This is a genomic window from Duganella rivi, assembly GCF_009857435.1.
GTDB classification, from domain to species: Bacteria; Pseudomonadota; Gammaproteobacteria; order Burkholderiales; family Burkholderiaceae_D; genus Rugamonas; species Rugamonas rivi.
Map to the genome: position 1 here is coordinate 1 of NZ_WWCK01000001.1, position 24,114 is coordinate 24,114.

At 60.0% G+C, this 24,114-nt stretch carries 22 protein-coding genes and 1 rRNA gene; 13 read left to right on the forward strand and 10 right to left on the reverse strand.

What is annotated here, in order from left to right:
• A 16S ribosomal RNA gene (locus tag GTP45_RS00005) occupies positions 1–101 on the reverse strand; the annotation flags it as partial.
• A gap of 431 nt (positions 102–532) precedes the next feature.
• Here GTP45_RS00005 and GTP45_RS00010 point away from each other — a divergent pair.
• From GTP45_RS00010 to GTP45_RS00020, 3 genes are all read left to right on the forward strand, one after another.
• Complete coding sequence (locus GTP45_RS00010) at positions 533–1,837, forward strand: sensor histidine kinase (protein WP_161011855.1); 1,305 nt, start codon at positions 533–535, stop codon at positions 1,835–1,837.
• Positions 1,838–1,895: 58 nt separating this feature from the next.
• On the forward strand, positions 1,896–2,663 hold the full coding sequence (locus GTP45_RS00015) for a LytR/AlgR family response regulator transcription factor (protein ID WP_161011856.1): 768 nt from the start codon (positions 1,896–1,898) through the stop codon (positions 2,661–2,663).
• A 94-nt stretch (positions 2,664–2,757) separates the two neighbouring features.
• The gene (locus GTP45_RS00020) at positions 2,758–3,537 is read left to right on the forward strand and encodes a sensor histidine kinase (protein ID WP_308494573.1); all 780 of its coding nucleotides are present in this window, start codon (positions 2,758–2,760) and stop codon (positions 3,535–3,537) included.
• Here GTP45_RS00020 and GTP45_RS00025 read toward each other — a convergent pair.
• The 3 genes from GTP45_RS00025 to GTP45_RS00035 all read right to left on the reverse strand — a co-directional run bounded on the left by GTP45_RS00025 (position 3,534) and on the right by GTP45_RS00035 (position 6,353).
• Positions 3,534–4,619, reverse strand: a complete 1,086-nt coding sequence (locus GTP45_RS00025) for a porin (RefSeq protein ID WP_503826742.1) — start codon at positions 4,617–4,619, stop codon at positions 3,534–3,536. The two genes, GTP45_RS00020 and GTP45_RS00025, sit on opposite strands and share 4 nt — an antisense overlap.
• 125 nt (positions 4,620–4,744) lie before the next feature.
• Positions 4,745–5,398, reverse strand: coding sequence for a class I SAM-dependent methyltransferase (locus GTP45_RS00030; protein WP_161011857.1), 654 nt, complete (start codon positions 5,396–5,398; stop codon positions 4,745–4,747).
• A 13-nt stretch (positions 5,399–5,411) separates the two neighbouring features.
• Positions 5,412–6,353 carry a CysB family HTH-type transcriptional regulator gene (locus tag GTP45_RS00035; RefSeq protein ID WP_161011858.1) on the reverse strand — a complete coding sequence of 314 codons (942 nt, stop codon included), beginning with the start codon at positions 6,351–6,353 and terminating at the stop codon, positions 5,412–5,414.
• Between the two features lie 153 nt (positions 6,354–6,506).
• Between GTP45_RS00035 and GTP45_RS00040 the strand changes: the two genes are divergently transcribed.
• The 8 genes from GTP45_RS00040 to GTP45_RS00075 all read left to right on the forward strand — a co-directional run bounded on the left by GTP45_RS00040 (position 6,507) and on the right by GTP45_RS00075 (position 14,145).
• A complete protein-coding gene (locus tag GTP45_RS00040; RefSeq protein ID WP_161011859.1) occupies positions 6,507–8,207 on the forward strand; it encodes a nitrite/sulfite reductase in 1,701 nt (566 codons plus the stop codon).
• Entirely contained in the window at positions 8,194–8,778 is a 585-nt protein-coding gene (locus tag GTP45_RS00045; protein WP_371874399.1) for a DUF934 domain-containing protein, read from the forward strand. The genes GTP45_RS00040 and GTP45_RS00045 overlap by 14 nt, the downstream gene beginning before the upstream one ends.
• 11 nt (positions 8,779–8,789) lie before the next feature.
• A complete protein-coding gene (locus GTP45_RS00050; protein WP_161011861.1) occupies positions 8,790–9,500 on the forward strand; it encodes a phosphoadenylyl-sulfate reductase in 711 nt (236 codons plus the stop codon).
• A gap of 6 nt (positions 9,501–9,506) precedes the next feature.
• Positions 9,507–10,436, forward strand: a complete 930-nt coding sequence (cysD, locus tag GTP45_RS00055) for a sulfate adenylyltransferase subunit CysD (protein ID WP_161011862.1) — start codon at positions 9,507–9,509, stop codon at positions 10,434–10,436.
• Positions 10,436–11,740 (forward strand): sulfate adenylyltransferase subunit 1, encoded by a 1,305-nt coding sequence (locus GTP45_RS00060; protein WP_161011863.1) that lies wholly within the window; start codon positions 10,436–10,438, stop codon positions 11,738–11,740. Before cysD ends, GTP45_RS00060 begins: the two co-directional genes overlap by 1 nt.
• A gap of 106 nt (positions 11,741–11,846) precedes the next feature.
• Positions 11,847–12,566 (forward strand): uroporphyrinogen-III C-methyltransferase, encoded by a 720-nt coding sequence (gene cobA / locus GTP45_RS00065; protein ID WP_161011864.1) that lies wholly within the window; start codon positions 11,847–11,849, stop codon positions 12,564–12,566.
• A gap of 104 nt (positions 12,567–12,670) precedes the next feature.
• Entirely contained in the window at positions 12,671–13,372 is a 702-nt protein-coding gene (locus tag GTP45_RS00070) for a hypothetical protein (protein WP_161011865.1), read from the forward strand.
• Positions 13,372–14,145 carry a glutaminyl-peptide cyclotransferase gene (locus GTP45_RS00075; protein ID WP_161011866.1) on the forward strand — a complete coding sequence of 258 codons (774 nt, stop codon included), beginning with the start codon at positions 13,372–13,374 and terminating at the stop codon, positions 14,143–14,145. Before GTP45_RS00070 ends, GTP45_RS00075 begins: the two co-directional genes overlap by 1 nt.
• An 88-nt stretch (positions 14,146–14,233) precedes the next feature.
• Here GTP45_RS00075 and GTP45_RS00080 read toward each other — a convergent pair whose 3' ends face one another.
• The 3 genes from GTP45_RS00080 to lptF are packed head-to-tail and all read right to left on the reverse strand — an operon-like array spanning position 14,234 to position 16,880.
• Positions 14,234–14,608, reverse strand: coding sequence for a sirohydrochlorin chelatase (locus GTP45_RS00080; protein WP_161011867.1), 375 nt, complete (start codon positions 14,606–14,608; stop codon positions 14,234–14,236).
• Positions 14,608–15,777, reverse strand: a complete 1,170-nt coding sequence (lptG, locus tag GTP45_RS00085) for an LPS export ABC transporter permease LptG (RefSeq protein ID WP_161011868.1) — start codon at positions 15,775–15,777, stop codon at positions 14,608–14,610. Before lptG ends, GTP45_RS00080 begins: the two co-directional genes overlap by 1 nt.
• The gene (lptF, locus tag GTP45_RS00090; RefSeq protein ID WP_229258278.1) at positions 15,774–16,880 is read right to left on the reverse strand and encodes an LPS export ABC transporter permease LptF; all 1,107 of its coding nucleotides are present in this window, start codon (positions 16,878–16,880) and stop codon (positions 15,774–15,776) included. Before lptF ends, lptG begins: the two co-directional genes overlap by 4 nt.
• 114 nt (positions 16,881–16,994) lie before the next feature.
• Between lptF and GTP45_RS00095 the strand changes: the two genes are divergently transcribed.
• Entirely contained in the window at positions 16,995–18,488 is a 1,494-nt protein-coding gene (locus tag GTP45_RS00095; protein WP_161011870.1) for a leucyl aminopeptidase, read from the forward strand.
• 14 nt (positions 18,489–18,502) lie between these two features.
• Here GTP45_RS00095 and GTP45_RS00100 read toward each other — a convergent pair whose 3' ends face one another.
• Positions 18,503–18,946 (reverse strand): hypothetical protein, encoded by a 444-nt coding sequence (locus tag GTP45_RS00100; RefSeq protein ID WP_229258279.1) that lies wholly within the window; start codon positions 18,944–18,946, stop codon positions 18,503–18,505.
• Positions 18,947–19,035: 89 nt separating this feature from the next.
• Positions 19,036–19,446: a phiTE_015 family protein gene (locus tag GTP45_RS00105; RefSeq protein ID WP_161011871.1), complete on the reverse strand. Its 411-nt coding sequence runs from the start codon at positions 19,444–19,446 to the stop codon at positions 19,036–19,038.
• A gap of 419 nt (positions 19,447–19,865) precedes the next feature.
• Here GTP45_RS00105 and xth point away from each other — a divergent pair, with 419 nt between their 5' ends.
• Positions 19,866–20,630, forward strand: a complete 765-nt coding sequence (gene xth, locus GTP45_RS00110; RefSeq protein WP_161011872.1) for an exodeoxyribonuclease III — start codon at positions 19,866–19,868, stop codon at positions 20,628–20,630.
• Positions 20,631–20,805: 175 nt separating this feature from the next.
• Here xth and GTP45_RS00115 read toward each other — a convergent pair whose 3' ends face one another.
• Entirely contained in the window at positions 20,806–24,063 is a 3,258-nt protein-coding gene (locus tag GTP45_RS00115) for a bifunctional diguanylate cyclase/phosphodiesterase (RefSeq protein ID WP_161011873.1), read from the reverse strand.
• Between the last annotated feature and the right edge of the window lie 51 nt (positions 24,064–24,114).

The window sequence follows — 24,114 nt, forward strand, 5'->3', positions numbered from 1 at the left end:
CGCCACTCGCCACCAGAGCAAGCTCCGTGCTGCCGTTCGACTTGCATGTGTAAGGCATGCCGCCAGCGTTCAATCTGAGCCAGGATCAAACTCTTTAGTTTAATCTCTGTTTTATCCCGTTTTACCGGGATGGTTCGCTCTTACTCAAAATACTGACAGTATTTCTACTGAATATTTATTGCTTGAGCATTTAATGCTTTTTGTTGCAGCATCAAACGCCCACATTTATCGACTGTAATTTTTTAAAGACCGTATTGCTTGCTGTTGAAGCGTTGTGTTCATCAGCACAGAAGCGAGATTATGAAGCATTTGATTTATCTCGTCAACCCCTCGCTTTCTATCGTTTCGCTTTGCAGCGTCTGCGTTGTTCTGCGAGGGACCGAACTATAGCAAACGCTAGCCACCTTTGGCAAGGGCTTCTTTGCCAATTACCGTCTAATCCCCGTTTTTTGCAGACTGTCGCAATCGCATGGCTTATAAGAGCGATGCTGGGTACACTTGCTTCATGTTAAGAGTGAGTTGAAAGCCGTTCATGTTTCCTACGCCTAAAGTGCAAGACACCCTGAAAACCGCCGGCAGCCTGCTGCATCGCGGCTTTGATGCGACCGCCACCTGGGTCACCCAGCTGTCCTGGTGGAAGTTCCTGGTGTTTGCAGCCCTGATGCTGGCCGCCGGCTCCATTCTGCAGGACGAGCTGTTCTCCTCCAATCCGATACAGGACGACATCGATCGCGGCGAGCAGCACAGTATGCAAAAGCGCAAAAGCGGCGATACCAATATCCTGATCGACGACAGCGGCATTCACTTCAACCCGCGCGGCAAACTGCGCAACAAGGACAAGAACGAAGACGGCACACCGCCTGTGGCCGCGCCGGAAGCACCGGAAGCCCCGGCCGCGCCCGAGGCGCCGGAAGCGCCGTCAGCGCCAACCAAGTCTGGCGCTGCCTCGGTGCCATCGCTACCGGCGCTGCCGGGCGAAGAAGTCCATATCGACCTGCCGCCGCAGATCGGCGAGGAATTGTCCAACGCTATTGAAGAAGCGGTAGACACCGCCGCCGAGCAGAAAGTGGCCCGCTACCACGGCCAGGCCTCCACCTGGTTCAAGAGTTTCGTGACCCTGCTGGTGCTGGCCCTGTTCGCCACCAAGTTCCTGATGGGCAGCAAAAAGCGCGCCGAGGCGGAAACCCAGACCGCTACCGCCGTCGCCGAGCGCGAATCCATGCAGCGCCAGCTCAGCGAAGCCAAGATGCAAATGATGCAAGCCCAGGTTGAGCCGCACTTCCTGTTCAACACGCTGGCATCGGTCGAACACCTGATCGAGACCGACCCGCCGCGCGCCTCGGCCATGCAGCGCAGCCTGATCAAATACCTGCGCGCGGTGCTGCCACAAATGCGCGATAACAACCTGATTACCAACCTCGGCCGCGAAGCCGACATGGTGGCGGCCTACCTCGCCCTGCTGAAGATGCGCATGGAAGAACGCCTGACCATCGATTTCGACATCCCCGACGGCCTGCGCACCGCTGCCTTCCCGCCGATGATGCTCCAGTCAATGGTGGAAAACGCCATCAAGCACGGCCTCGAAGGCAAGCCCGAGGGCGGCACGCTGAAAGTGCGCGCCGACGTCGCCCACAACAAGCTGCGCGTGATTGTCACCGACAACGGCCTCGGCTTCGGCGCCAAGCCCAGCGACGGCACCGGCCTCGGCCTGAGCAACATCCGCGAGCGCCTGAAACTGCTGCACGGCGAACAAGGCCAGCTGCTGATCGCCGCCAACAGCCCAAGCGGCGTGATCGTCACCATCGAGGTGCCTTACCAGTTGGCTAAATCAAGCTGATTGCTAATTACGGCAATTCGTTGAATAATAATTTAAACAACCTTCACACCCGAACAAGATGCCTACAGCAATCATTGCAGATGACGAACGTTTGATGCGCGACCAACTGCGCATGCGCCTTGGCCAAGTCTGGCCCGAGCTGGAAATTATTGGCGAAGCCAAGAACGGCGACGAAGCCATCGAACTGGTCGACAGCCTCAAGCCGGACTTCACCTTCCTCGATATCCGCATGCCCGGCAAGACCGGCATGGAAGCGGCCTCAGTCATCGGCAACAAGAGCAACATCGTGTTCGTGACCGCCTACGACGCCTACGCGGTGGAAGCGTTTGAGCGCGGCGCCATCGACTACGTGCTGAAACCGCCTGAGCAAGAGCGCCTGCAAGTCACGGTCGATCGCCTGAAAACCCGCATGAACAAGCCGGCCGCCGCAGCCGACGTCAACGCCAGCGTGACCGCCATGCTGGCCCAGCTGACCGAGAAGATCGCCGCGCCCAAGCCGGCCCACCTGCAATGGATACAGGCCAGCATCGGCCAAGACCTGCGCATGATTCCAGTCGAGGAAATCCTGTTCTTCCGCTCGGATGAAAAATACACCTGCGTGCAGACCGAGAAATACGAGGCGCTGATCCGCAAGCCGGTGCGCGACCTGGCCGAGGAACTCGATCCGGCGCTGTTCTGGCAAATCCACCGCGCCACCCTGGTCAACGTCAACGCCATCGAAGGCGTGACGCGCGACATCCGCGGCCGCCACCTCGTCATGATCAAAGGCCGCTCCGACAAGCTGGAAGTGAGCCGCAGCTTCCTGCACTTGTTCAAGCAAATGTAAGCGCCAGCGGTACACGCCTGAGCTACATCAACTCCCCTCTCCCGCTCCTGACTTAGTGTGACTCCAGGCGGCCCTCGGCCGCAGGGAGACACACATGGGCCGCAGCATACAAACAATCCTCCTTCTCTCGGCGCTGGCCGTCACCATCCGCCTGTCCTGGCGCATGGGCCAGCAATACGCGCGCAGCACCCGCGTGCAGGAACAACTGGAACAATCGTATTCACAGCTGCGCGAACTGTCGGCGGCGCTGCAAACCATCCGCGAAGAAGAACGCAAGCACATCGCGCGCGAGTTGCACGACGACCTTGGTCAACTGCTGGCCACGCTGCGCGGCGACCTCGCGCTGCTGCAACGCCAAGGCAACAACAGCGCCGCCGCCCGCAAGCTGCAGCGCGGCATGGATGAACTGCTGATGTCGGCCATCACTTCGCTGCGCCGCATTGCCGGCAACCTGCGCCCACGCGCGCTCGATGAAGGAGGTTTGTATTTTGCGCTGGAAAGCCTGCGCCATGAATTTGAACAGCGCAACGGCATTGCGTGCACGCTGGACGCCAATGAGGAGGAATTAACGCTGGACGACGATTACAGCACCGCCATCTTCCGCATTGCGCAGGAAGCGCTGACCAACATCACCCGCCACGCCGAAGCGCGCAAGGTAGCGCTGTCGCTGTATCGCCAGGATGGGGCATTGCACATCACCATCCATGATGACGGGCGCGGCATCGCCGAACAGGACATGGACAAGGCTTCGTCCTTCGGCCTGATCGGGATGCGCGAGCGCGTCTGGGCACTGCATGGCGATATCGCCATCATCAACGACGGCGGCACCCGGATCATGATCCGATTGCCGCTGCCGCCTTCTGCAACCGCTTAGAACGAGTGACGCAGGCCGATGTTGAAGGCCTTGTCGCCGCTACCAGCTTCGTTGTTGTTGCCAACGGTGTAGCCGGCGCCGTTCTTGTTCTTGATCTTGGCGTAAGCAACGTAGGCGCCGGTACGCTTCGACAGCGAGTACAGGTAACCCAGTGCCCACTGGTCGGCGTCCTGATTGTTGACGGTCTTGTCGTTCTTACGGATGTAAGAAGTCATGATCGAACCATTGCCGGCTGGGATGGTCGCGCCGATCAGCACGTCGTTGCTGTCCAGGCTAGGCTTTGGCGCCACGGTGTAGCCGTAAGCGTTGGCCACTGGGATCTGGGAGCTGTTCACGCCCTTGTTGGCGCCGTACGCGAAGTAGGCCTTCACGACTTTGAAATCGTAGTTGGCGGCGAACATAGTGGTGCGGCCGGTGTCCTGAACTTTGGCAGGAGTGGTGCCGACAGCAGCGGTGTCGTTGTTCTTGTTGTTGTAGACCAGGCGCGCGTTCAGCGGGCCTTGGGCGTAGTTCAGGCCAAAGCCGAACTGACGGCCGGCGGTGTTGCTGCCAGCTTGCTCGCCCAGCGCGTACAGGGCGTCGCCGCTGAAGCCTTCCACCACTGGGGTCGAGTACACCAGCGCGTTGCTTACGCGGGTGTTGGCGCCAGCCGATGGGAACAGGTTTTTGATCGAACCAGCATAGCCGGCGCCGAATGGGTCAGCCACCTGGCTTTGTGCCAGGTACAGCGGGGTGTACTGGCGGCCGATGGTCAGCTGGCCGGCGTCTTTGGATTTCAGACCCACGAAGGCTTGACGGTTGAAGATGGTGTTGGTGCTGTCCAGCGTACCGTCGTCGGCCTTGAAGCCGGTTTCCAGGGTGAAGATAGCCGACAGGCCGTTGCCCAGGTCTTCGGTGCCGCGGAAGCCGATGCGGGACTGGCCGCCGATGCCGCTGGTCACTTTGGTCAGGGAGCCGGCTGCACCGCCGCGCTCGCTAACGACACCGACATCCACCAGGCCGTAGATGGTGACGTTCGATTGAGCTTGGGCTTGTGCAGCGAAGCCGCCGATGATCATTGCTGCCAGAGTAAGTTTTTTCACTTGATGTTCTCTACTTAAGGTTGATGAAAACTGCACGTTGGAGTTCACGGCCGAGATCATGCCTATCAATTACTTCAACAATGTGACATCAGTCATTTGTTGTAAATCAACATCAAGTGATTTATTTATTTCAAGCGGCAGCTGAGCAGGTAGTAGTACTCCAGGCGCTCGATGCGGATCTGCTTGGTGTGGTTGGCAAAGCGCTTGCGCAGGGTGCTGTCGGTCAGGTAATTCTTCATGATTTCATAGCGCTGGCCATCGTCGGCGGTCAGGAACTGGAAGGTGTTGCCTTCCTGATCGGTGCGGGCGATGACCGTCGAACTGCCGTCGACGTAGGATTCATCAAGGATCACCAGCAGCACATCCTTGCCCAGCTTGGCGCGCAGGGTTTTCAGGTACTTTTCCTGGTCTTCGCGGCGCACGTGGCACCACAGGTTGCCGATGAACACGGCCGTGTACTGGCCTTCCAGCCCGTCCGGCAGGTTGAAGGCGTCCATTTGCCCGAAGGTGACGATGTCTTCGTCGAGGCCGCGCGTTTCGGCCAGATCCAGCATTTCCTGCGAAATATCGGTGGCGTGCACCGATTCGGCCGTTTCCGAGATCAAATCAGTCCAGTAGGCGGTGCCGCAGCCCAGTTCCAGCACTTTATGGTCTTGGAACAGCTCGGCGACCATTTCCTGCAGATCGTCCAGATCGTCGTAGCGCGCTTCCTGCGCATAGACTTGGTCGTAATTGTCCGCGTTGACGGCGTAGTATTGTGTCAACTGGTTGGTAATCATGATGATGCTTTCTTTATAGTTCGTAGTTCTCTTTTTCGCCGCTCATAGCCTGTTCGATCAACTTGCGGTTGAGCGTCGGGGCCAGCAGTTCGATAAAGGTGTAAATATAGCTGCGCAGGTAGGCGCCCTGCTTGACCGCCACCCGCGACACATTCATGCCGAACAGGTGGCCCACAGGGATGGCGCGCAGATTCTTGTCGCGCTCGGCGTCGAAGGCCATGCCCGCTATGATACCAATCCCCATGCCCAACTCCACATAAGTCTTGATCACGTCGGCGTCGATGGCTTCCAGCAGCACGTCCAGCTTCAGGCCGCGCAGGGAAAACGCGTGGTCGATCTTGCTGCGGCCGGCGAAGGCGCCATCATACGTGATGATCGGGAAAGCCGCGATCTCTTCCAGCGTCGGCTGCTTGTTGCGCAGCAGCGGATGGTCGGGCGGCACCACCACCACGTGCTCCCACTGGTAGCACGGCAAGGTCACCAGACCGGTGACGCCGGCAATCGACTCGGTGGCAATGCACAAGTCGGCCTGGTCGCGCTGCACCATCTCGGCGATCTGCTGCGGATTGCCTTGCAATAAAGATAATCTTACCTTCGGGAACTTGACCATGAAGGCCTGCACCACCTTGGGCAAGGTGTAGCGCGCCTGCGTGTGCGTGGTGGCGATGGTAAAACTGCCGCTATCCTGCGCCGCATATTCCTTGCCGATGCGCTTGAGGGAGTCGATTTCCTGCATAATCAACTCTACCGACGACAGCACCAGCCGCCCCGGCTCGGTCAGGCCACGGATACGCTTGCCGTGACGGGTGAAGATATCGACACCCAACTCTTCTTCCAGCTCGATAATCGCCTTGGAGACGCCCGGTTGCGAGGTGAACAAGGCCTTGGCGGCATCAGTCAAATTGTAATTCTGGCGTACTGCTTCGCGCACGAAGCGCAGTTGGTGAAGGTTCATTGCAGGTCTTGGCCCATCTTAAAATTATTAGCGTCCATGCTTATGCCCAATCCTTATATAAGCAAATAAAGACTAAGTCGTATGGAATAAAGACGAAGTTTATTACTATTAGCGCTAGTTTGGGGAATCAGCGACTATCCAGGAAGAATATTCATGTATCAATACGACCAATACGACCACCTCATCGTCCGCGAGCGCATCGCCCAGTACCGCGACCAAGTGCGCCGCCGCCTGTCCGATGAGCTGACCGAAGCCGAATTCCTGCCGCTGCGCTTGCAGAACGGCCTGTACATGCAGCGCCACGCTTATATGCTGCGCATTGCCGTGCCCTACGGTTTGTTAGCATCTAAGCAAATGCGTATGTTCGCACATATCGCCCGCAAATACGACCGCGGCTATGGCCACTTCACCACCCGCCAAAACATCCAGTTTAACTGGGTTGAGCTGGAGCAGACCCCGGATATCCTGAGCGACCTCGCCTCGGTCGAGATGCACGCCATCCAAACTTCGGGCAACTGCATCCGCAACACCACCTCCGATCCGTACGCCGGCGTTGCTGCCGACGAGATCATCGATCCGCGTCCATACGCCGAGGTGCTGCGCCAGTGGTCGACCTTCCACCCTGAATTCATCGCCCTGCCGCGCAAGTTTAAAGTCGCGATCAACGGCGCCGTCGAAGACCGCGCCGCGATTGCGATTCACGACATCGGCCTGACCGTGGTGCGCAACGACGCCGGCGAGATCGGCTTCAAATTCATGGCCGGCGGCGGCATGGGCCGCACGCCGATCATCGGCAGCGTGATCCGCGAGTTCCTGCCGTGGCAGCACCTGCTGACCTACACCGAAGCCGTGATGCGCGTGTATAACCAGTACGGCCGGCGCGACAACAAGTACAAGGCCCGCATCAAGATCCTGCTGAAAGCCATCGGCGTGGAAGAGTTTACCCGCCAGGTGGAAGAGGAATGGGCCGACCTGAAAGACGGCCCTGAAACCCTGACCATCGAAGAGATGCAGCGCGTGATCGACTACTTCCAGCCGCCGGCCTACAAGCAGCTGGATGACAGCGATGCCGCCTTGCAGGCGCAAGCTGCGGATAACAAGGCCTTCTCCAACTGGCTCAAGCGCAACGTCAAGCCGCACAAGGTGCCGGGCTACGCTGCCGTGGCGCTGTCGCTGAAGAAGACCGGCGTGCCGCCGGGCGACGCCACCGCCGAGCAGATGGACTTCATGGCCGACCTGGCGGATCGCTACAGCTTCGGCGAACTGCGCGTCACCCATGAACAGAACATCATCCTGGCCGACGTCGAGCAGTCGCAGTTGTTCGCGCTGTGGCAGGAAGCCAAGGCCCACGGCCTGGCGACGCCGAACATCGGCCTGCTGACCGACATGATCTGCTGCCCTGGCGGCGACTTCTGCTCGCTGGCCAACGCCAAGTCGATCCCGATTGCGGCCGCCATCGCGGAGCGCTTCGACAACATCGACTATCAGCACGACATCGGCGAGATCGAACTGAATATCTCCGGCTGCATCAACGCCTGCGGCCACCATCACGTCGGCAGTATCGGCGTGCTCGGTGTGGATAAAGACGGCAGCGAATGGTATCAAGTGTCGATCGGCGGCGCGCAAGGCAATAACGCCGCCATCGGCAAGATCATCGGCCCATCGTTCTCCGCGCTGCAAATGCCGGAAGTGATCGACCGCCTGCTGCAAGTCTACCTGCGCGAGCGTTTTGAAGATGAATCGTTTGCCGCCTGCGCGCAGCGCCTGGGCGTCGCACCGTTCAAGGAATTTGTGTACGCCACGCCGATCGCTGAAAAAGGCGGCCGCCTGGTTGGAGAGGATGAATATGTCTAAGAATTTGATTATCAAGGGCCGTGAAGTAGTGGCAGACGATTGGCAGGTACTGCGACTGGCCGAGCCGGTCGAAGGCGCGCCTGCGCACGATCCGGCCACCGTGGCCGTCCCTGAGGGCAAATTCATCGTGCCACTGAGCCTGTGGCTGGTGCAGCGCGACGTGCTGGCAGCGCGCACCGCCGCAGGCGAAATCGCGGTGTGGATCGCTTCCGATGAACGTCCTGACACACTGAAAGGCCTGCTGGATCAGTTCCCGCTGATCGCCGTCGACTTCCCGAAATTCACCGATGGCCGCGGCTACTCGATCGCCTACAACCTGCGCACCCGCCTGGGCTGGACAGGCGAATTGCGCGCCATCGGCGACGTGCTGCGCGACCAGCTGTTCTCGATGCAGCGCGTGGGCTTCAACGCTTACGCCGTGCGCGCCGACCGCGATCCGCACGATGCACTGAAAGGCCTGTCCGATTTCTCTGAAACCTACCAGGCTTCGGTCGATCAGAAAGTCCCGCTGTTCCGCCGCCACGCGCGCCCTGCGCCGGTTGCGGCCAACAACGACGGCGCCGGCATCTGATTGGAGCTGCAATGAGTGACCTGAGCAAGCTGATTGCGGACACGCGCGCCACGCTGTCCCGCATCGCCAGCGACTTTTCCCCGGCCGTCTTTGCCTCCTCGCTGGCGGCGGAAGACATGGTGCTGACTGATTTGATCCTGAAGGGCCAGTACGGTATCGGCATCTTCTCGCTTGAAACCGGGCGCCTGCACAAGGAAACGCTGGACATGCTGGACAAGGTGAAAGCCCACTACGGCTACGACATCGCGGTCTACAAGCCGCAAGCCGAAGCGGTAGAGGCCTACGTGGCGCAGAATGGCCTCAACGCCTTCTACGACAGCGTCGAGATGCGCAAGGAATGCTGCCGCATCCGCAAGGTCGAGCCGCTGGGTCGCGCCTTGGCCGGCAACAAGGCCTGGGTCACCGGCCAGCGCCGCGCGCAAGCAGCCACCCGCGGCTCGCTGCAGGTGGAAGAAGATGACGCCGCCCACCTGATGACCAAGTTTAATCCGCTGGCCGACTGGTCGGAGGAAGACGTCTGGAACTACATCCGTGAAAACGGCGTGCCATACAACGCGCTGCACGACCAGGGTTATCCATCGATCGGCTGCGAACCGTGTACCCGCGCCATCGAGCCAGGCGAAGATGTCCGCGCCGGCCGCTGGTGGTGGGAAAACCCGGAGTCGAAAGAGTGCGGCCTGCACGTAGTCGACGGCAAACTGATACGCATTAAAAAAGGCTAAGTCCAAATGAACGCTTTAGTAGAAAACAACGCGCACGTGAACTCGCGCCACCTCGATGCACTGGAATCGGAAGCGATCCACATCATGCGCGAAGTCGCGGCCGAATGCAGCAACCCTGCCCTGCTGTTCTCGGGCGGTAAAGACTCGGTGGTCTTGCTGCGCATCGCCGAGAAGGCTTTCCGTCCCGGTAAATTCCCGTTCCCGCTGGTGCACGTCGATACCGGCCACAATTTTGAAGAAGTCATCACCTTCCGCGACAAGCGCGTGGCAGAACTGGGCGAACGCCTGATCGTCGGCTCGGTGGAAGAATCGATCCGCAAGGGCACCGTGCGCCTGCGTAATCCGCAAACCGATTCGCGCAATGCCGCACAAGCCGTGACGCTGCTGGAAACCATCGCCGAACATGGCTTCGACGCCTGCATCGGCGGCGCGCGCCGCGACGAAGAGAAGGCCCGCGCCAAGGAGCGCATCTTCTCCTTCCGCGATGAATTCGGCCAGTGGGATCCGAAGTCGCAGCGCCCGGAACTGTGGGATCTGTATAACACCCGCGTCCACCCGGGCGAAAACATGCGCGTGTTCCCGATTTCGAATTGGACTGAATTGGATGTGTGGCAGTACATCGCCCGCGAAAAGCTGGAACTGCCGCCGATCTACTTCGCCCACGAGCGCCAGGTCATTCCGCGCAACGGCCTGCTGGTGCCGCTGACCGATCTGACCCCGGCGCGCGAAGGCGAAACCGTTGAGACCCAGGTAGTGCGCTTCCGTACCGTGGGCGATATCTCCTGCACCTGCCCCGTGTCCTCGGACGCCGCGACCGTGGAGCAGATCATCGCTGAAACCGCGATCACCCAAGTGACCGAACGCGGCGCCACCCGCATGGACGACCAGACGTCCGAAGCCTCGATGGAAAAACGTAAAAAAGCAGGATACTTCTAATGACTACGAGTACGAATACCAACGCGAACGAACAAAGCCTGCTGCGTTTCATCACTGCCGGTTCCGTCGACGACGGCAAGTCCACCCTGATCGGCCGCCTGCTGTTCGACAGCAAGGGCATCTTTGCCGACCAGCTGGACGCCATGTCGCGCTCCAAGCATAAGCGCACCGTGGGCGACACCGTCGATCTGTCGCTGCTGACCGACGGCCTGGAAGCCGAGCGCGAACAAGGCATCACCATCGACGTGGCTTACCGCTATTTCGCCACGCCCAAGCGCAAGTTCATCATTGCCGACACGCCGGGCCACGAGCAATACACCCGCAACATGGTGACCGGCGCTTCGACCGCCGATGCCGTCATCATCCTGGTGGACGTATCGAAAGTGAAGCTGCGCGAAGATGGTGGCGTTGATCTGCTGATCCAGACCAAGCGTCACTCGACCATCGCCCACCTGCTGCAGATCGAGCACGTGATCGTTGCTGTCAACAAGATGGACTTGGTGAACTACGATCAGGACATCTACAACCGCATCGTTAAAGCCTACGGCGAGTTTGCTGCGTCGCTGGGTTTGAAGGACATCACGCCGATTCCGCTGTCCGCCCTGACCGGCGACAACGTGGTGGAGAAAAGCGAGAAACTGGGCTGGTATCAAGGCCCTACCCTGATCGAGCTGCTGGAATCGCTGTCGGTGTACGACGAATCGCACGACGCGCCGTTCCGCTTCCCGGTGCAATTGGTGGCGCGCCACAACGGCCACGAAGCCAACGACTTCCGTGGCTACATGGGCCGCATCGAAGCAGGCAAAGTGTCGGTGGGCGATCAGCTGGTGGTGCAGCCATCGGGCCAAAGCGCGACCGTGAAAGATATCCTGACGCTGGAAGGCTCGCATCAATCGGCGGTGGTAGGCCAATCGGTCACGCTGCTGTTGAACGAGTATCTCGACATTTCGCGCGGCGATCTGCTGTCCAGCGCCGGCAAGCCGGCCACGCAGCTCAAGCAGCTGAAAGCCGATGTGTGCTGGATGTCCGACGAGCCGCTGGACGTGCGCCGTAAGTACTGGATCAAGCACGGCACCAAGCAGACCTCGGCCAAAGTGAAGACCATCGAGTCCCTGTTGGACATCAACACCCAGCAGCGCCACAGCGCCGAAGGCTTGAAGCTGAACGACATCGCAACGATAGAACTGAGCGTGCAGCAGCCATTGGCGGCCGACGCCTACAGCGACATCCGCGCTACCGGCGCCTTTATCCTGATCGATGAAGTGACCCACCAGACCGTTGCAGCAGGTATGATTCGCCTGTAACCCAAACCTCGTCATTCCGGCGAAAGCCGGAATCCATACTGAGCATCCCGCATACTGTCTATGGATCCCGGCCTGCGCCGGGATGACGAAGTCAAAGCTATCCGCCATGGCCACTCTCGGAAAAGTGTATTTGATCGGCGCCGGCCCCGGCGCCCAAGACCTCATCACCGTGCGCGGTGCGCGCCTGCTGGCGCAAGCCGACATCGTGCTGCACGACGCACTGGTGATCCCCGAGATGCTGGAACTCTGCCCGCAGGCGGAGAAAATCTCCGTCGGCAAACGCAGCGGCCAACGCTCGGTGGCGCAGCAAGTCATCAATCAGCAGCTGGTCGAAGCAGCACAACGCGCCAAGCTGGTAGTGCGTTTAAAAGGCGGCGACCCGATGATGTTCGGCCGCGCCGATGAAGAACTGCGCGCGCTGGAAGAAGTTGGCATTGAAGTCGAAGTCGTCCCCGGCATCACCACCGCATTGGCCGCAGCAGCCGCCACCAAGCAGCCGCTGACCAAGCGCGGCGTGGCGCGCAGCGTGGGCTTTTTCACCTCCTCCACCGCGCCCGAACACTCGGATCACGACGCCATTCCAGAAACCGATACGCTGATCCAGTACATGGGCGGGCGCGAAGCCATCGCCACCGCAGAGCGCTTGCTGGCGCACGGCCACGCGCCGGATACGCCGGTGGTGGTCATCGAAAACGTCAGCCGCCCGGATCAACTAATCCATCGCATCACCATCGCCCAGCTGACGCAGGGCCTCGGCACGCCGCACGGCCCGGTGCTGGTCATGATCGGTGAAGCCATGCGCGTACGTGTGCATCAGCGGGATTAGCAACGAGATTAGCAACGAGATTAGCAAGACAATAGCCGCTCAACTCCGCGCCTGAATTTCAATTTTCCGTACTAGAATGTCCACTCCCACCATAAGAGGTTTGAATGGACATTGTTCAAAGACTGGAAAGCGCCTGGCAAACCCACGCCGACGGCCATTTTGAAGCCGCCTTGCAGGAATATAGCGCGCTGTTCGACGAAGCCGATGCCGCTGCGCTGCGCCTGTCCTACGTGCTGGCCGCATGGGCCAAGCTGGCGGAAGAATACCTGCCGGCGCGCCAGGCGCTGGTCGCCCTGCGTGACCGCCTGACCGCTGAACTGCCGGCTGCACCGCAGCTGTTCCACGACATCCGCGTCATCAACGACAAGCTGGGCGACTTGCAGAACACCTACCACCTGTTCCAAAGCCTGCCGGAAGCGCTGGCGCAGCAAAACGCCCGCGCCGCCCTGCCGTCGATCATGGCATGCGGCGACTTTGAACTGGCGCGCCGCTACCTGCCGCATCCCGAGCATCACCTGGCGCTGGCAGCGATGCAGCTCAATGAACTGAAGAACAAGGCCAACGTCCTCACCACCGAAGGCATGGCCGAACTGCTGGCCGACGTATTCAACTACACCACCGAAGTTGCATTGGTACTGGACTTGCTGAACGGCTGCGGCGATACTGCTGCGGCGGCGATCGCGCGCCAGCAAGCCGTCTCGCTGGTGCAAGCGCCCGAAGCGCGCGCATGCGTGCAAGCGGAGCTCGATGCTCCCGGCACCACGCTGGACGCCATGGTTGAACTACAAAATTCGGTGACTGCATAGTGAACAAGATTGTCGCGCAAGCCCTCCTCCTCTCTGCCTTGCTGCCGGCCGCCATTACGGCATCGGCCGCCCTGCCCACCTACGATTTCAAAGTGGTACGCAGCTACCCGCACGACACGCAAGCCTTCACCGAAGGCCTGCTGTACCGCGACGGCGTTCTGTACGAGAGCACGGGCTTGAACGGCAAATCATCGATCCGCAAAGTCGATCTGGCGACTGGCAAAATCCTGCAAAGCAAAGACATCCCGCCGCAGTACTTCGGCGAAGGCTTGACTGCATGGGGTGATACGCTGATCGGCCTGACCTGGCAAACGCAGACCGGCTTCGTGTTCGATTTGAAGACGTTTGAATTCAAAAGCCAGTTCGCCTATCCAGGCGAAGGCTGGGGTCTGACGCAGAACGGCAAAGAACTGATCATGAGCGACGGCACCGCCACGCTGCGCTTCCTCGATCCGAAAACCTTCCTCGAAGTGCGCCGCGTGAAGGTAACGGCGGACGGCATCGCCGTCGATCAGCTGAATGAACTGGAAGTGGTGGAAGGCGAAATCTACGCCAACATCTGGCACACGAATACGATTGCACGGATTGATCCCGCGACTGGCAAAATCCTCGGCTGGATCGACTTCAGCAAACTCTATCCCGAGGCAGGCAAAGGCCAAAACGGCGAAAACGTCATGAATGGCATCGCCTACGACGCCGAGAAAAAGCGCCTGTTCGTCACCGGCAAACTCTGGCCGAAAATCTACGAAGTAAAAATCATTCCACGCAAATAACTACCCCGCACGCTTTTAGCGATACGCATGCGTCACCGCTTAGGGGTCTGACCCCGTACGGGGTCAGACCCCGTGTGGCAGTGCGGGTCTAAAGAAGAGCGGATACGCAGTAGTCAGAAAGTGCTTTAAGGACGGCGGGGTTTTCGCCGGCCGCCTCCACGACCTTGATAGCGGCCTGCGGATACTGGAGGCGCAACTCATCCAGCATCAACGGCAGGTCGCGCAGCACATGGCCCCCCTGCCCTAAAAACACCGGCACCACGGTAATGTCGTTAACGCCGCCGGCAGTCAATGACGCCACCAGCTCCGGCAAACGCGGCGACATCAACTCAAGAAAAGCCAGCTCCACCCGCACTTGCGGCTCGCGCGCCTGCGTCAAATCGCGCAGACGCTCAAACGGCGCCGCCCACGATGCAGCGCGGGCGCCGTGTGCAAACAAGACCAGTGCGCGTTGATGATTCATCAGTGCCGCTCCACCCACCACATGGCCCATATCGCCAGCAGCAGGAATAATAAGCTCGGCGCAATCGCCGTCAGAACCGCCGGCCAGGTACTCAGCACGCCAAGGTGCGAGAACAGCGTATTCACCAGCAGGAAACTCACCCCCAGCATAATGCCGAGGAAAATCTTCAAACTCACGCCGCCGCTACGCGTGTGCAGGTAACCAAACGGCAGCGCCAGCGCCATCAACACAAAAATCGCCAGCGGGTCGAACAGCTTTTTCCAGAACGCGATCTTGAAGCGCTCGGTCTCCTGCTTGTTCTCTTGCAGGTGGCGGGTGTACACCGCCAGCTCATTCGCCGACATGCGTTCCGGGTCTGAACGCGACACCGACAAAATCTTAGGCGTAATCTCGGACAGCAAATCCTTGGTGGCGCTACGGCGGGTTTCGATCATGCTCGATTCCTGAGCATAGTTGTTAGCCAGCGTGGCTTCAATGCCAGGCTTAAGCAGTTCAGGATTGGTAAAGATATTCTCCGTCACATCGCTGAGCAGCCACTTGTTATTGCCCTGGAAGGTGCCGGTCTTGGCCTGCGTGATGGAGCGCAAACGGAAGCTGGTATCGAACTCGTACAGCTTCACATCTTTCAGCGTGCCGTCGGCCCCCACTTCGCGCACGTTGAAGAAGCGCGAACCGGTCACGGTGCCGGTCATGCCTTCCGACTTGACGATATCTTTAGTCCACAGGCCGGAACGGAACTCGGTAGAGATGGTCGTGCCGCGCGACGACAGCTTGAACTTCTCCGCCAGCGGCGCCGTGCGCGGCACCACCAGTTCACCGACGATAAACGTCAGCACCACCAGCACCAGGCCGATCTTGGCCAGCATCCACGCCACCATCTGTGTCGACATGCTGGACGCGCGCATGATGGTGAATTCCGACGTGGCCGCAAACTGCGCCATGGTGTAGATAGTGCCGATCAGCGCCGCCAGTGGCATCACTTCGTACACGTGGCCGGGAATCTGCACCAGCACATACATGAATGCATATTGCACGCCGTAGCCATTCTTGCTGACCTTGGGCAGTTCGCCGGTGAGATCCATGAAGGCTTGCAGCGCCAGGAAGGCCACCAGCACAAAGGCGACGGCTTGCAGTATCGAGACTGCGAAATAGCGTTGCAGGATTTTCATTGCGAGACAGCCTTCTTATTAGCGTGGCGGTTGCGCTTGAGCGCAGCCAGCAACGCCAGCGGGTGATAACGGTGATTCAAATACAAACGCCATGCAAACAGGCCAAATACCAGCAGCATGGCCGCCGCGTGCAGCGGCCACCACGACACGGCAAACGTCGCCTTGCCCTGGCGGACGCTGGCCTCGAGCAGTTTGACGAAGTTGTTATAGCTGAAGAAGATCAGCAGCGCGATGATCAAGTTGGCCGAACTGCCGGCGCGCGGATTGACGAAGCCCAGCGGAATCGCCAGTAAAATCAGCACCAGGCAAGTGAGCGGCGAGGCCGCGCGCCACAGCAGTTCTGCGCGCGCGCCGTTGCTGGTGTCGTCGAGTAGCTGCATGGTCGGCGTGCTGTCGGTATCGCGGTCGCCCTCCAGTTCCTGATTCTGGCTGGTGACGCGCATGCTGTAGCTTTCGAATTCCATGGTCTGGAAGTCGGCCTGTCCCGGCACGCCCTGGTAGCGGCGGCCGTTCTTCAGCACCAGATAGCGCTCGCCTTTCGGCCCGGTGTTGATCACGCCCTCGCGCGCGACGATGACGGCGGTGCCCTTCTCGTCGACGGTGTTGACGAACACGTTCTGCACCACGGCCGTTTTACCGGCCACGCCTTCTACAAAGAAGATGCGGTTGGCCGACGCCGATTCCTTGAACTGGCCCGGCGAGACCTTTTGCAGGTCTTCGCGCTTTTCAAAGCGTTCCACGTACTCCGAGCTTTTCTGCTTGGCCCACGGCGTGGCGACAAAACTCAGCACGCCGGTCAAGAACACGATCGGCAGGCCGAAGGTCAGCACCGGCATGATCCAGCGCGTCAGCGACAGGCCGGAGGCAAACCACACCACCATCTCGGAATCGCGGTAGGTGCGCGTGACCACCATCAGCACTGAAATAAAGCTGGTGAGGATGAGGATAGTTGGCAGATAATTCAGCGTTGCGAACACGATCAGCGCGATCACGTCGCTGGACGCCACCTTGCCGCCTGCGGCCTTGCCGAGGACAGCGATCAGTGTCCAGGTCACGCAAATGCTGAACAAGACCGTGAAGGAAGCGCCGGCTGTAGCAGCCATTTCACGTCGTAGGGCGCGTTGGAAGATCATTGAAGATTATAATTCGGTAGTTTGGCCCGCATATACCTTATGCGGGGCCACAGTTTTAAGTACGTATACGACACGGAGAATCAAATGGACTTTAGCATAAAAGCATTCGACACAAAAAACACCATCGCTACGGCCAAAGCCGGCGTCATCGCCGTCGCGGTCTTCGAGAACAAGAAGCTGTCGCAAGCTGCCAAGGCGCTGGACGGCGCTGGTGAAATCACCGCTGCGCTGAAGTCCGGCGACATTACCGGCAAATCCGGCACCACCCTGCTGCTGCGCGGCCTGAAAGGCGCCGCCGCCGAACGCGTGCTGCTGGTCGGCCTGGGCAGCGACGAAACCGTTAGCGAGAAAAGCTTCGCCGGCGGCGTGGCTGCGGCACTCAAGGCATTCTCCTCCCTCGGCACGAGCGACGCTATTATCGCATTGCCACTGACCGAAGTGAAAGAGCGCGATGTGAATTGGGCGATCCGCAACGTGGTGCAGAGCGCCCACGAATCGGTGTTCCGCACCGATGGCCAAAAGAGCAAGAAGGATCCGGCCGCCGCCGGCGTCAAGAAAATCGCCCTGGCCGTACCTAACACCGCCGCGACCAAGCTGGCGCTGGCCCAGGCCGTGGCGATCGCCAACGGCATGGATCTGACCAAGGAGCTGGGCAACACCTCGGCCAACGTATGCACCCCGACCCACCTGGCGAACGTGGCCAAGAAGCTGGGCAAGGACTACAAGTTCGACGTTGAAGTACTGGATCGCAAACAGCTGGAAGCGCTGAAGATGAACAGCTTCCTGTCGGTCACCAACGGCAGCGAGCAGCCGCCGAAATTCATCGTCATGAAGCACATGGGCGGCAAGGCCAAGGACGCGCCAGTGGTGCTGGTCGGTAAAGGCATCACCTTCGACACCGGCGGCATTTCGCTGAAGCCCGGCCCTGGCATGGACGAGATGAAGTACGACATGGGCGGCGCCGCCTCGGTGCTGGGCACCTTCCGCGCCATCGGCGAGATGAACCTGAAGCTGAACGTGATCGGCATTATCGCTTCGTGCGAAAACATGCCGTCGGGCCGCGCCACCAAGCCGGGCGACATCGTCACCTCGATGAACGGCTTGACCATCGAGATCCTGAACACCGATGCCGAAGGCCGCCTGATTCTGTGCGACGCGCTGACCTACGCCGAGCGCTTCAACCCGGCCGCCGTGATCGACATCGCCACCCTGACCGGCGCCTGCATCGTGGCGCTGGGCCACCACAAGAGCGGCCTGTTCACCCGCGACGACGAAGCGCACAACAAGCTGGCCGACGAGATCCTGGCTGCCGGCAAAAACGCCAGCGACACCGCATGGCGCCTGCCGATCGGCGAAGAGTACAACGAGCAGTTGAAGTCGAACTTCGCCGACCTGGCCAACATCGGCACCCCGGGCGGCGCATCGTGCACCGCTGCTGCGTTCCTGGAAAACTTCACCCGCAAGTACACCTGGGCGCACCTGGATATCGCCGGCACCGCGTGGAAATCGGGCGGCGCAAAAGGCGCGACTGGCCGTCCAGTCCCGCTGCTGTCGAACTTCCTGATTAATCGTGCCTAAAGCGCGTTCGTAATTTAGAAAAGGGTCACGCCGGGCGCCGGCGCTGGCCCTTCTTCTTTTTCCTGCGCAGGATGCATGACCACCGTCAGCGTGGCCGGATAGTCGTAACCTGCGCCGGTATTCTTATCGATGACGTAGCCGACACCGGCCGTCAGCGCCAGATTCCCCCACAGATTGCCGTCCGCCTTGGACTCGACCTTCTCATACGCCCAGCCCTTGCCGGCCTTCTGGCAATCGATGCGCAGCGGCCCCGCGCTCTTGCGCAGCGTGACGCGCGCCGGCGTCGTGACAAACCACTTGCCCACGTCGTTATACAGCACGCAGCCGACACCGGCGATCTCGCGGTGATCGAGCACGGTTTGCACCAGCACGTTTTGCTGAGTGGATTCAGTCAGGGAAGCGCAACCAGCCATGGCGGCCAATAGCGCAGTTACCGCGACGGCGGAGCGGAAGTACATGGTCTGTCCCGGAAAATGGAGTCAGGCCCAGTGTAGCAGTCCGCCGTCGGTTTTATTTGCTTGATCAAGCGGCGTAAAGCGTTGCACTTTTACGCGTTGTGGCGATCCGGCGTTTTGGCAGCGACCGGCGTTTCAGCCTGTTCTTGCTGCTTCTTCTTCAGACCCTGCACCACTTTCAGGATGTCATCCATGCCACCCGCGCCGCCCAGCGACGAGAAAGCGTCCAGCACTTCGTTCAACACCTGGTTGCGCACGGCGGCTTCGTCGGAATTGATCGCCGCCGGACGCTGCACAGCTTCGGCGGCGCGCTTTTCAGCGGCGGCAGCTTCTTTCTGTGCGGCGGTCTTGCGGCCGCCCGGCGTTTTGCCATGTTCCAGCGCCGCCTGCCAGATCACCCAGCGGCGTTGCGTTTCGAAGACCAGATACTCGTCTGGCTTATCTTCACGGCGTCGAACGATGTGACCGTCGCGCTGTGCCCATGCCTCAAATGCAGTTCGCATTTTTTATTCCTTTGCAAATGCGCCAAGCGCCATTTACTGTAAAAACGACTAACTATTTCCGTATAGTATCATTTATTGCGTCACCACAACACATAAATATACATCGGCTTGTATTTTGCAGTTGCTAAACGGAAACAATCATTATCCGCCTAATTTGTACCAGTATATTTCTAATTTACTTACTTTGTCTTGCCTTTCCGTTCTATTTTGACAACAACGAGACACTATTGGCAATTTTTTTTTGATTTCACAGATTTTGCAACATTTTAGGCCCTCCAAGCCTGTTGACGGAAGCATTTTTCATGTTTTTTCATACAACTTTACAAGTCGATAAGTAGATGTGTTAAATCGGGATGCTGTAAGATGCAAGCCACATCGGGCAAACGCCCCTCCCCGAACCCGCAAGGAACCTCAGCATCATGAAATTAGCCACCTGGAATGTTAACTCTTTGAACGTAAGACTGCCGCACGTTATGAAGTGGCTAGAGGAGAACCCCACCGATGTGCTATGTATTCAGGAAACAAAATTAACTGACGACAAGTTTCCTGCGGCCGCAATCGAGGCTGCCGGCTACCACGTCGTGTACAGCGGCCAGAAGACTTACAACGGCGTGGCCATCATTTCCAAGCAGCCGATTGCCGATGTTGTAAAAAACAATCCAAAATTCGAAGATCCGCAGCAGCGTATCCTCGCTGCAACGATTGATGGCGTGCGCGTGGTATGCGCTTACGTGCCGAACGGCCAAAGCGTCGACTCGGACAAGTACGAGTACAAGCTGGCCTGGCTGTCGGCCTTCCACGACTGGATCAAGGAAGAAGCGGCGCAGCACCCGCAGCTGGCGGTGGTCGGCGACTACAACATCGCGCCGGAAGACCGCGACGTGCACGATCCGGCCGCGTGGGTAGGCCAGGTGCTGGTGTCGGACAAGGAACGCGCGGCGCTGAACCGCCTGCTGGAGATTGGCCTGACCGATTCCTACCGCCTGTTCGAGCAGCCGGAAAAATCGTTCAGCTGGTGGGATTACCGCGCGCTGGGCTTCCGCTTGAACAAAGGCTTGCGCATCGATCACATCCTGCTGTCGCCAGCCCTGGTCAAGCGCTGCAGCGCCTGCATCATCGACCGCGTACCGCGCAAGTGGGAACAGCCGTCCGACCACGCACCGGTAGTCGCCACGCTGGACTAAAAGAATGATGGGGTTGACGCTGCCTGTTGCCTTAAAAGCGCGCGGCACCACCCCAACCGGCACACCGCTGCGGCCAGGGTCTGACCCCGTACGGGGTCAGACCCTTTCGTTTGGGGTACTAACATCAGCACACCAATCAAGCGCCAACACCGATTCATGCGATGCCCCCCGCTGATCAGCAGCGCGGCAAGAGCAGCTGGGCCGTCGCGTGCGGCACCGGCTGCGAGAACAAATAGCCTTGCGCGAATTGGCAGCCGTGGCGCTGCAGCAGCGCGTACTGCGCCTCGGTCTCCACGCCCTCCGCCACCACCGACAGCTGCAAGCTGTCCGATAATGCGATGATCGCCGCCACGATGGCGCGGTCTTCCGCACTCTCTTCCAAGTCCTTGATGAAGGCGCGGTCGATCTTGATCTTCTTGACCGGGAAGCGCTTCAGGTAAGCCAGCGACGAATAGCCGGTGCCGAAATCGTCGATCGACAAGCGGATGCCCATGGCGTTGATATGGCCGAGAATTTCCAGCGTCTGCTCGCCGTGCTGCATCAGCGCTGTCTCGGTGATTTCGAATTCGATCAGCGCCGGGTCGATGCCGGTGTCGTCGAGGATGCCGCGAATCGATTCCACCAGCCCGCGGTGCATGAACTGGCGCGGCGACAGGTTGACCGCCAGCGGCACCGGCGTCATGCCCTGGCTCTGCCACGCCATGCTTTGCTTGCAGGCTTGGCGGATCACCCATTCGCCGATCGGCACAATCATGCCGTTTTCTTCGATGATGGGGATGAACTGGTCGGGCGTAATCAGCTCCACGCCGCCACGGCGCCAGCGCAGCAGCACTTCCATCGCATGCAGGCGGCGCGTGCCGATGTCCATGATGGGCTGGAAGTACAGCTCGAATTCATCGGCCGCCAGCGCGCCGCGCAAGCTGGACTCCAGCTCGAAGTGGCGCGCCGCCGTCTGGTTCATGGCCTCCTTGAAGAACTGGTAGTTGTTACGGCCGCTGGCCTTGGCGTGGTACATGGCGCCGTCGGCGTTGCGCATCAGCGTTTCAACGTCGCCGCCGTCATCCGGGTAGACGCTGATGCCGATCGATGGCGTGATGTGCAGGTTGCGGCCCTCCAGCGGGAAGCTCTCGGACAAGGCTTCAATGATTTTCTCGGCTACCTGGCTCGCTTCATCAGCGGCGCGTATGCCCGGCACCAGCACCACGAATTCATCGCCACCCAAGCGGGCCACGGTATCGCTGGCGCGTACCGCGCGGCACAAGCGGCTGGCCACTTCTTTCAGCAGCTGGTCGCCGGTCATGTGGCCAAGCGAATCGTTAATCATCTTGAAGCGGTCCAGGTCGATGAACATCACCGCCAGTTTGCGCTCGGTGCGCTGCGCCGCCAGCATGGCGCGATCCAGGCGATCCGACAACAGCGCGCGGTTCGGCAAACCGGTCAGGCTGTCGTGGTACGCCATGTGGTGCACGCGCGCTTCCGCCTGGCGGCGTTCGACAATCTCGCCTTGCAACTGGGCGTTGGCGCCGGCCAGTTCGGCGGTGCGCTCCTGCACCCGCAATTCCAGTTCATCACGCGCGCGGGCCACGGCTTCCGCGGCCTCGCGCCGCGTGGTGATGTCGTCCACCAGCCACACCGAGCGTCCGGTGGCCTCCGCCAGATCGAACGGACGGCCGGACAAGCGTGCCCAGAAAGTGCTGCCGTCCTTGCGTACCAGCTGATATTCGGCGACGTTGACATGGCCGGCGCGGAAGTCGCGCGCCGTTTCGTTGCGCGCCCGATCCCAGGCATCGGTATCGGCGTAGAAGGCCTGCACGCTCAGATTATTCATCTCGCCGGGGCCGTAGCCGAACAGCTCTTCCATCTTGCGGTTGCAGCGCAAGTTGCGGCCGTTCTCCACGACCGAAATGCCCAGCACCGCACTGTCGAGAATCGCCTGGTTCTCCAGCAGTGCATTGCGCAGCGCTTCCTCGGCGCGTTTTTGTTCGGTGCGGTCTTCAATCACCCAGATGGTGCCGGCGCTTGGATCGTCCGGGTTGACCACGTAGCCGATCAACTGCGCCCACAAGGTGGTGTCGTCGGCGCGGCGCATCTCAATCTCGGTCTGGAACGGCTTGCCAACGGAGAGGAAGGGATAAGCCTCCGCGCCCAAGCGCTCGTATGCTTCTTGCGATGGATACAGCGCGCGGCCCGGCAGGTTAAGGCCCGAGTGCTCATCGTAGCGGAACATCTCGGCGAAGCCGCGGTTATAGCGCGTGATGACGCGGTTCTTGGTGAACAGGATACTCATCGAGGCGTTGGTCATGATCGCCTCGACCTCCATCTGCGTTTGCAGCGAGTGCGTCACGTCTTCCAGAATCCAGATGGTGCCGCCGCCACGCCGCTGGTCATCGACCGCGCGGGCACGCACCCGGCACCAGAACAAGCTGCCATCCTTGCGCCGGAATTCGTAGGCGTGTTTTTCATACGGCTGGCCGGCGCTGAGCGATGGCCCGGCTTCCTTGCCGAAGTCCTCGTAATGCTGCGCCGATTGGAACAGCACCACCGCCGGCTGGCCTTCCATCTCGCCCGGCGCGTAGCCGAACATCTCGGCCATGCGCGCATTACAGCTCAACATTAGCTGCGCCTTGGTAAACAGGATGCCGACCGAGGCGTTGTCGAGAATCGCTTTCTGCTCAAGCAGCATGCGGCGCAGCTTTTCTTCGTCCAGCTTATGCTCGTTGATGTCTTCCATGATCCACATGGTGCCGTCAGCGGTGTGCAGCGGATCGATGGCGCGGCCGAACAGACGCGCCCAGAACAGCGAACCGTCTTTGCGGCGCACCTGGATTTCGGCGGCATAGGACTGCCCTTGCGACAGCGGCGGCCCGGCCTCCTGTCCCAGCTTGATGAACGCTTCCTCGCTCGGATAGACGATTACGCTGGGCGCACCTTCCAGTTCATGGCGGCTGTAGCCCAGCATTTCAGCGCAGCGGATATTGCACTCGACGATGACGCCGTCCTTGCTGAACAAGATGCCGACTGCCGCATTCTCCAGAATGGCCTGCTGCTCCAACAGCGTTTTGCGCAGCGCGCGCTGGTCACGCTGGGCTTCCGTGATGTCGTGGAAGACGATGGTATAGCCGTCAACGCCGGCGCCAGGCGGCAGCGGCTTGGCCCATGCCTGCACCGAGATGTATTGGCCGTCGGCGCAAGTGAGGCAGCTATCCCAGCGCGCCGCGCTTTGCAGGCTGGCCAAACTGGCAGCGCGCACATGGCGCGCAAATAGATCACCGACCGGACGGCCGCCAGGATCAAGGCCCAGCAGCGCAATCAATTCCGTATTCGCGGCCAGCACGGCACCGTCCGCGCTACAGGCGCAGGCAGGCACGCCGATCAACGCCAGCGCGTCAGCTACGAAATCAGGAGTGGTGGGCACACGATACCTAGGCAACATAGTTGGCAGATCATAAACCACATTAGTGGCATCTGCTATTAAAGTGTATTC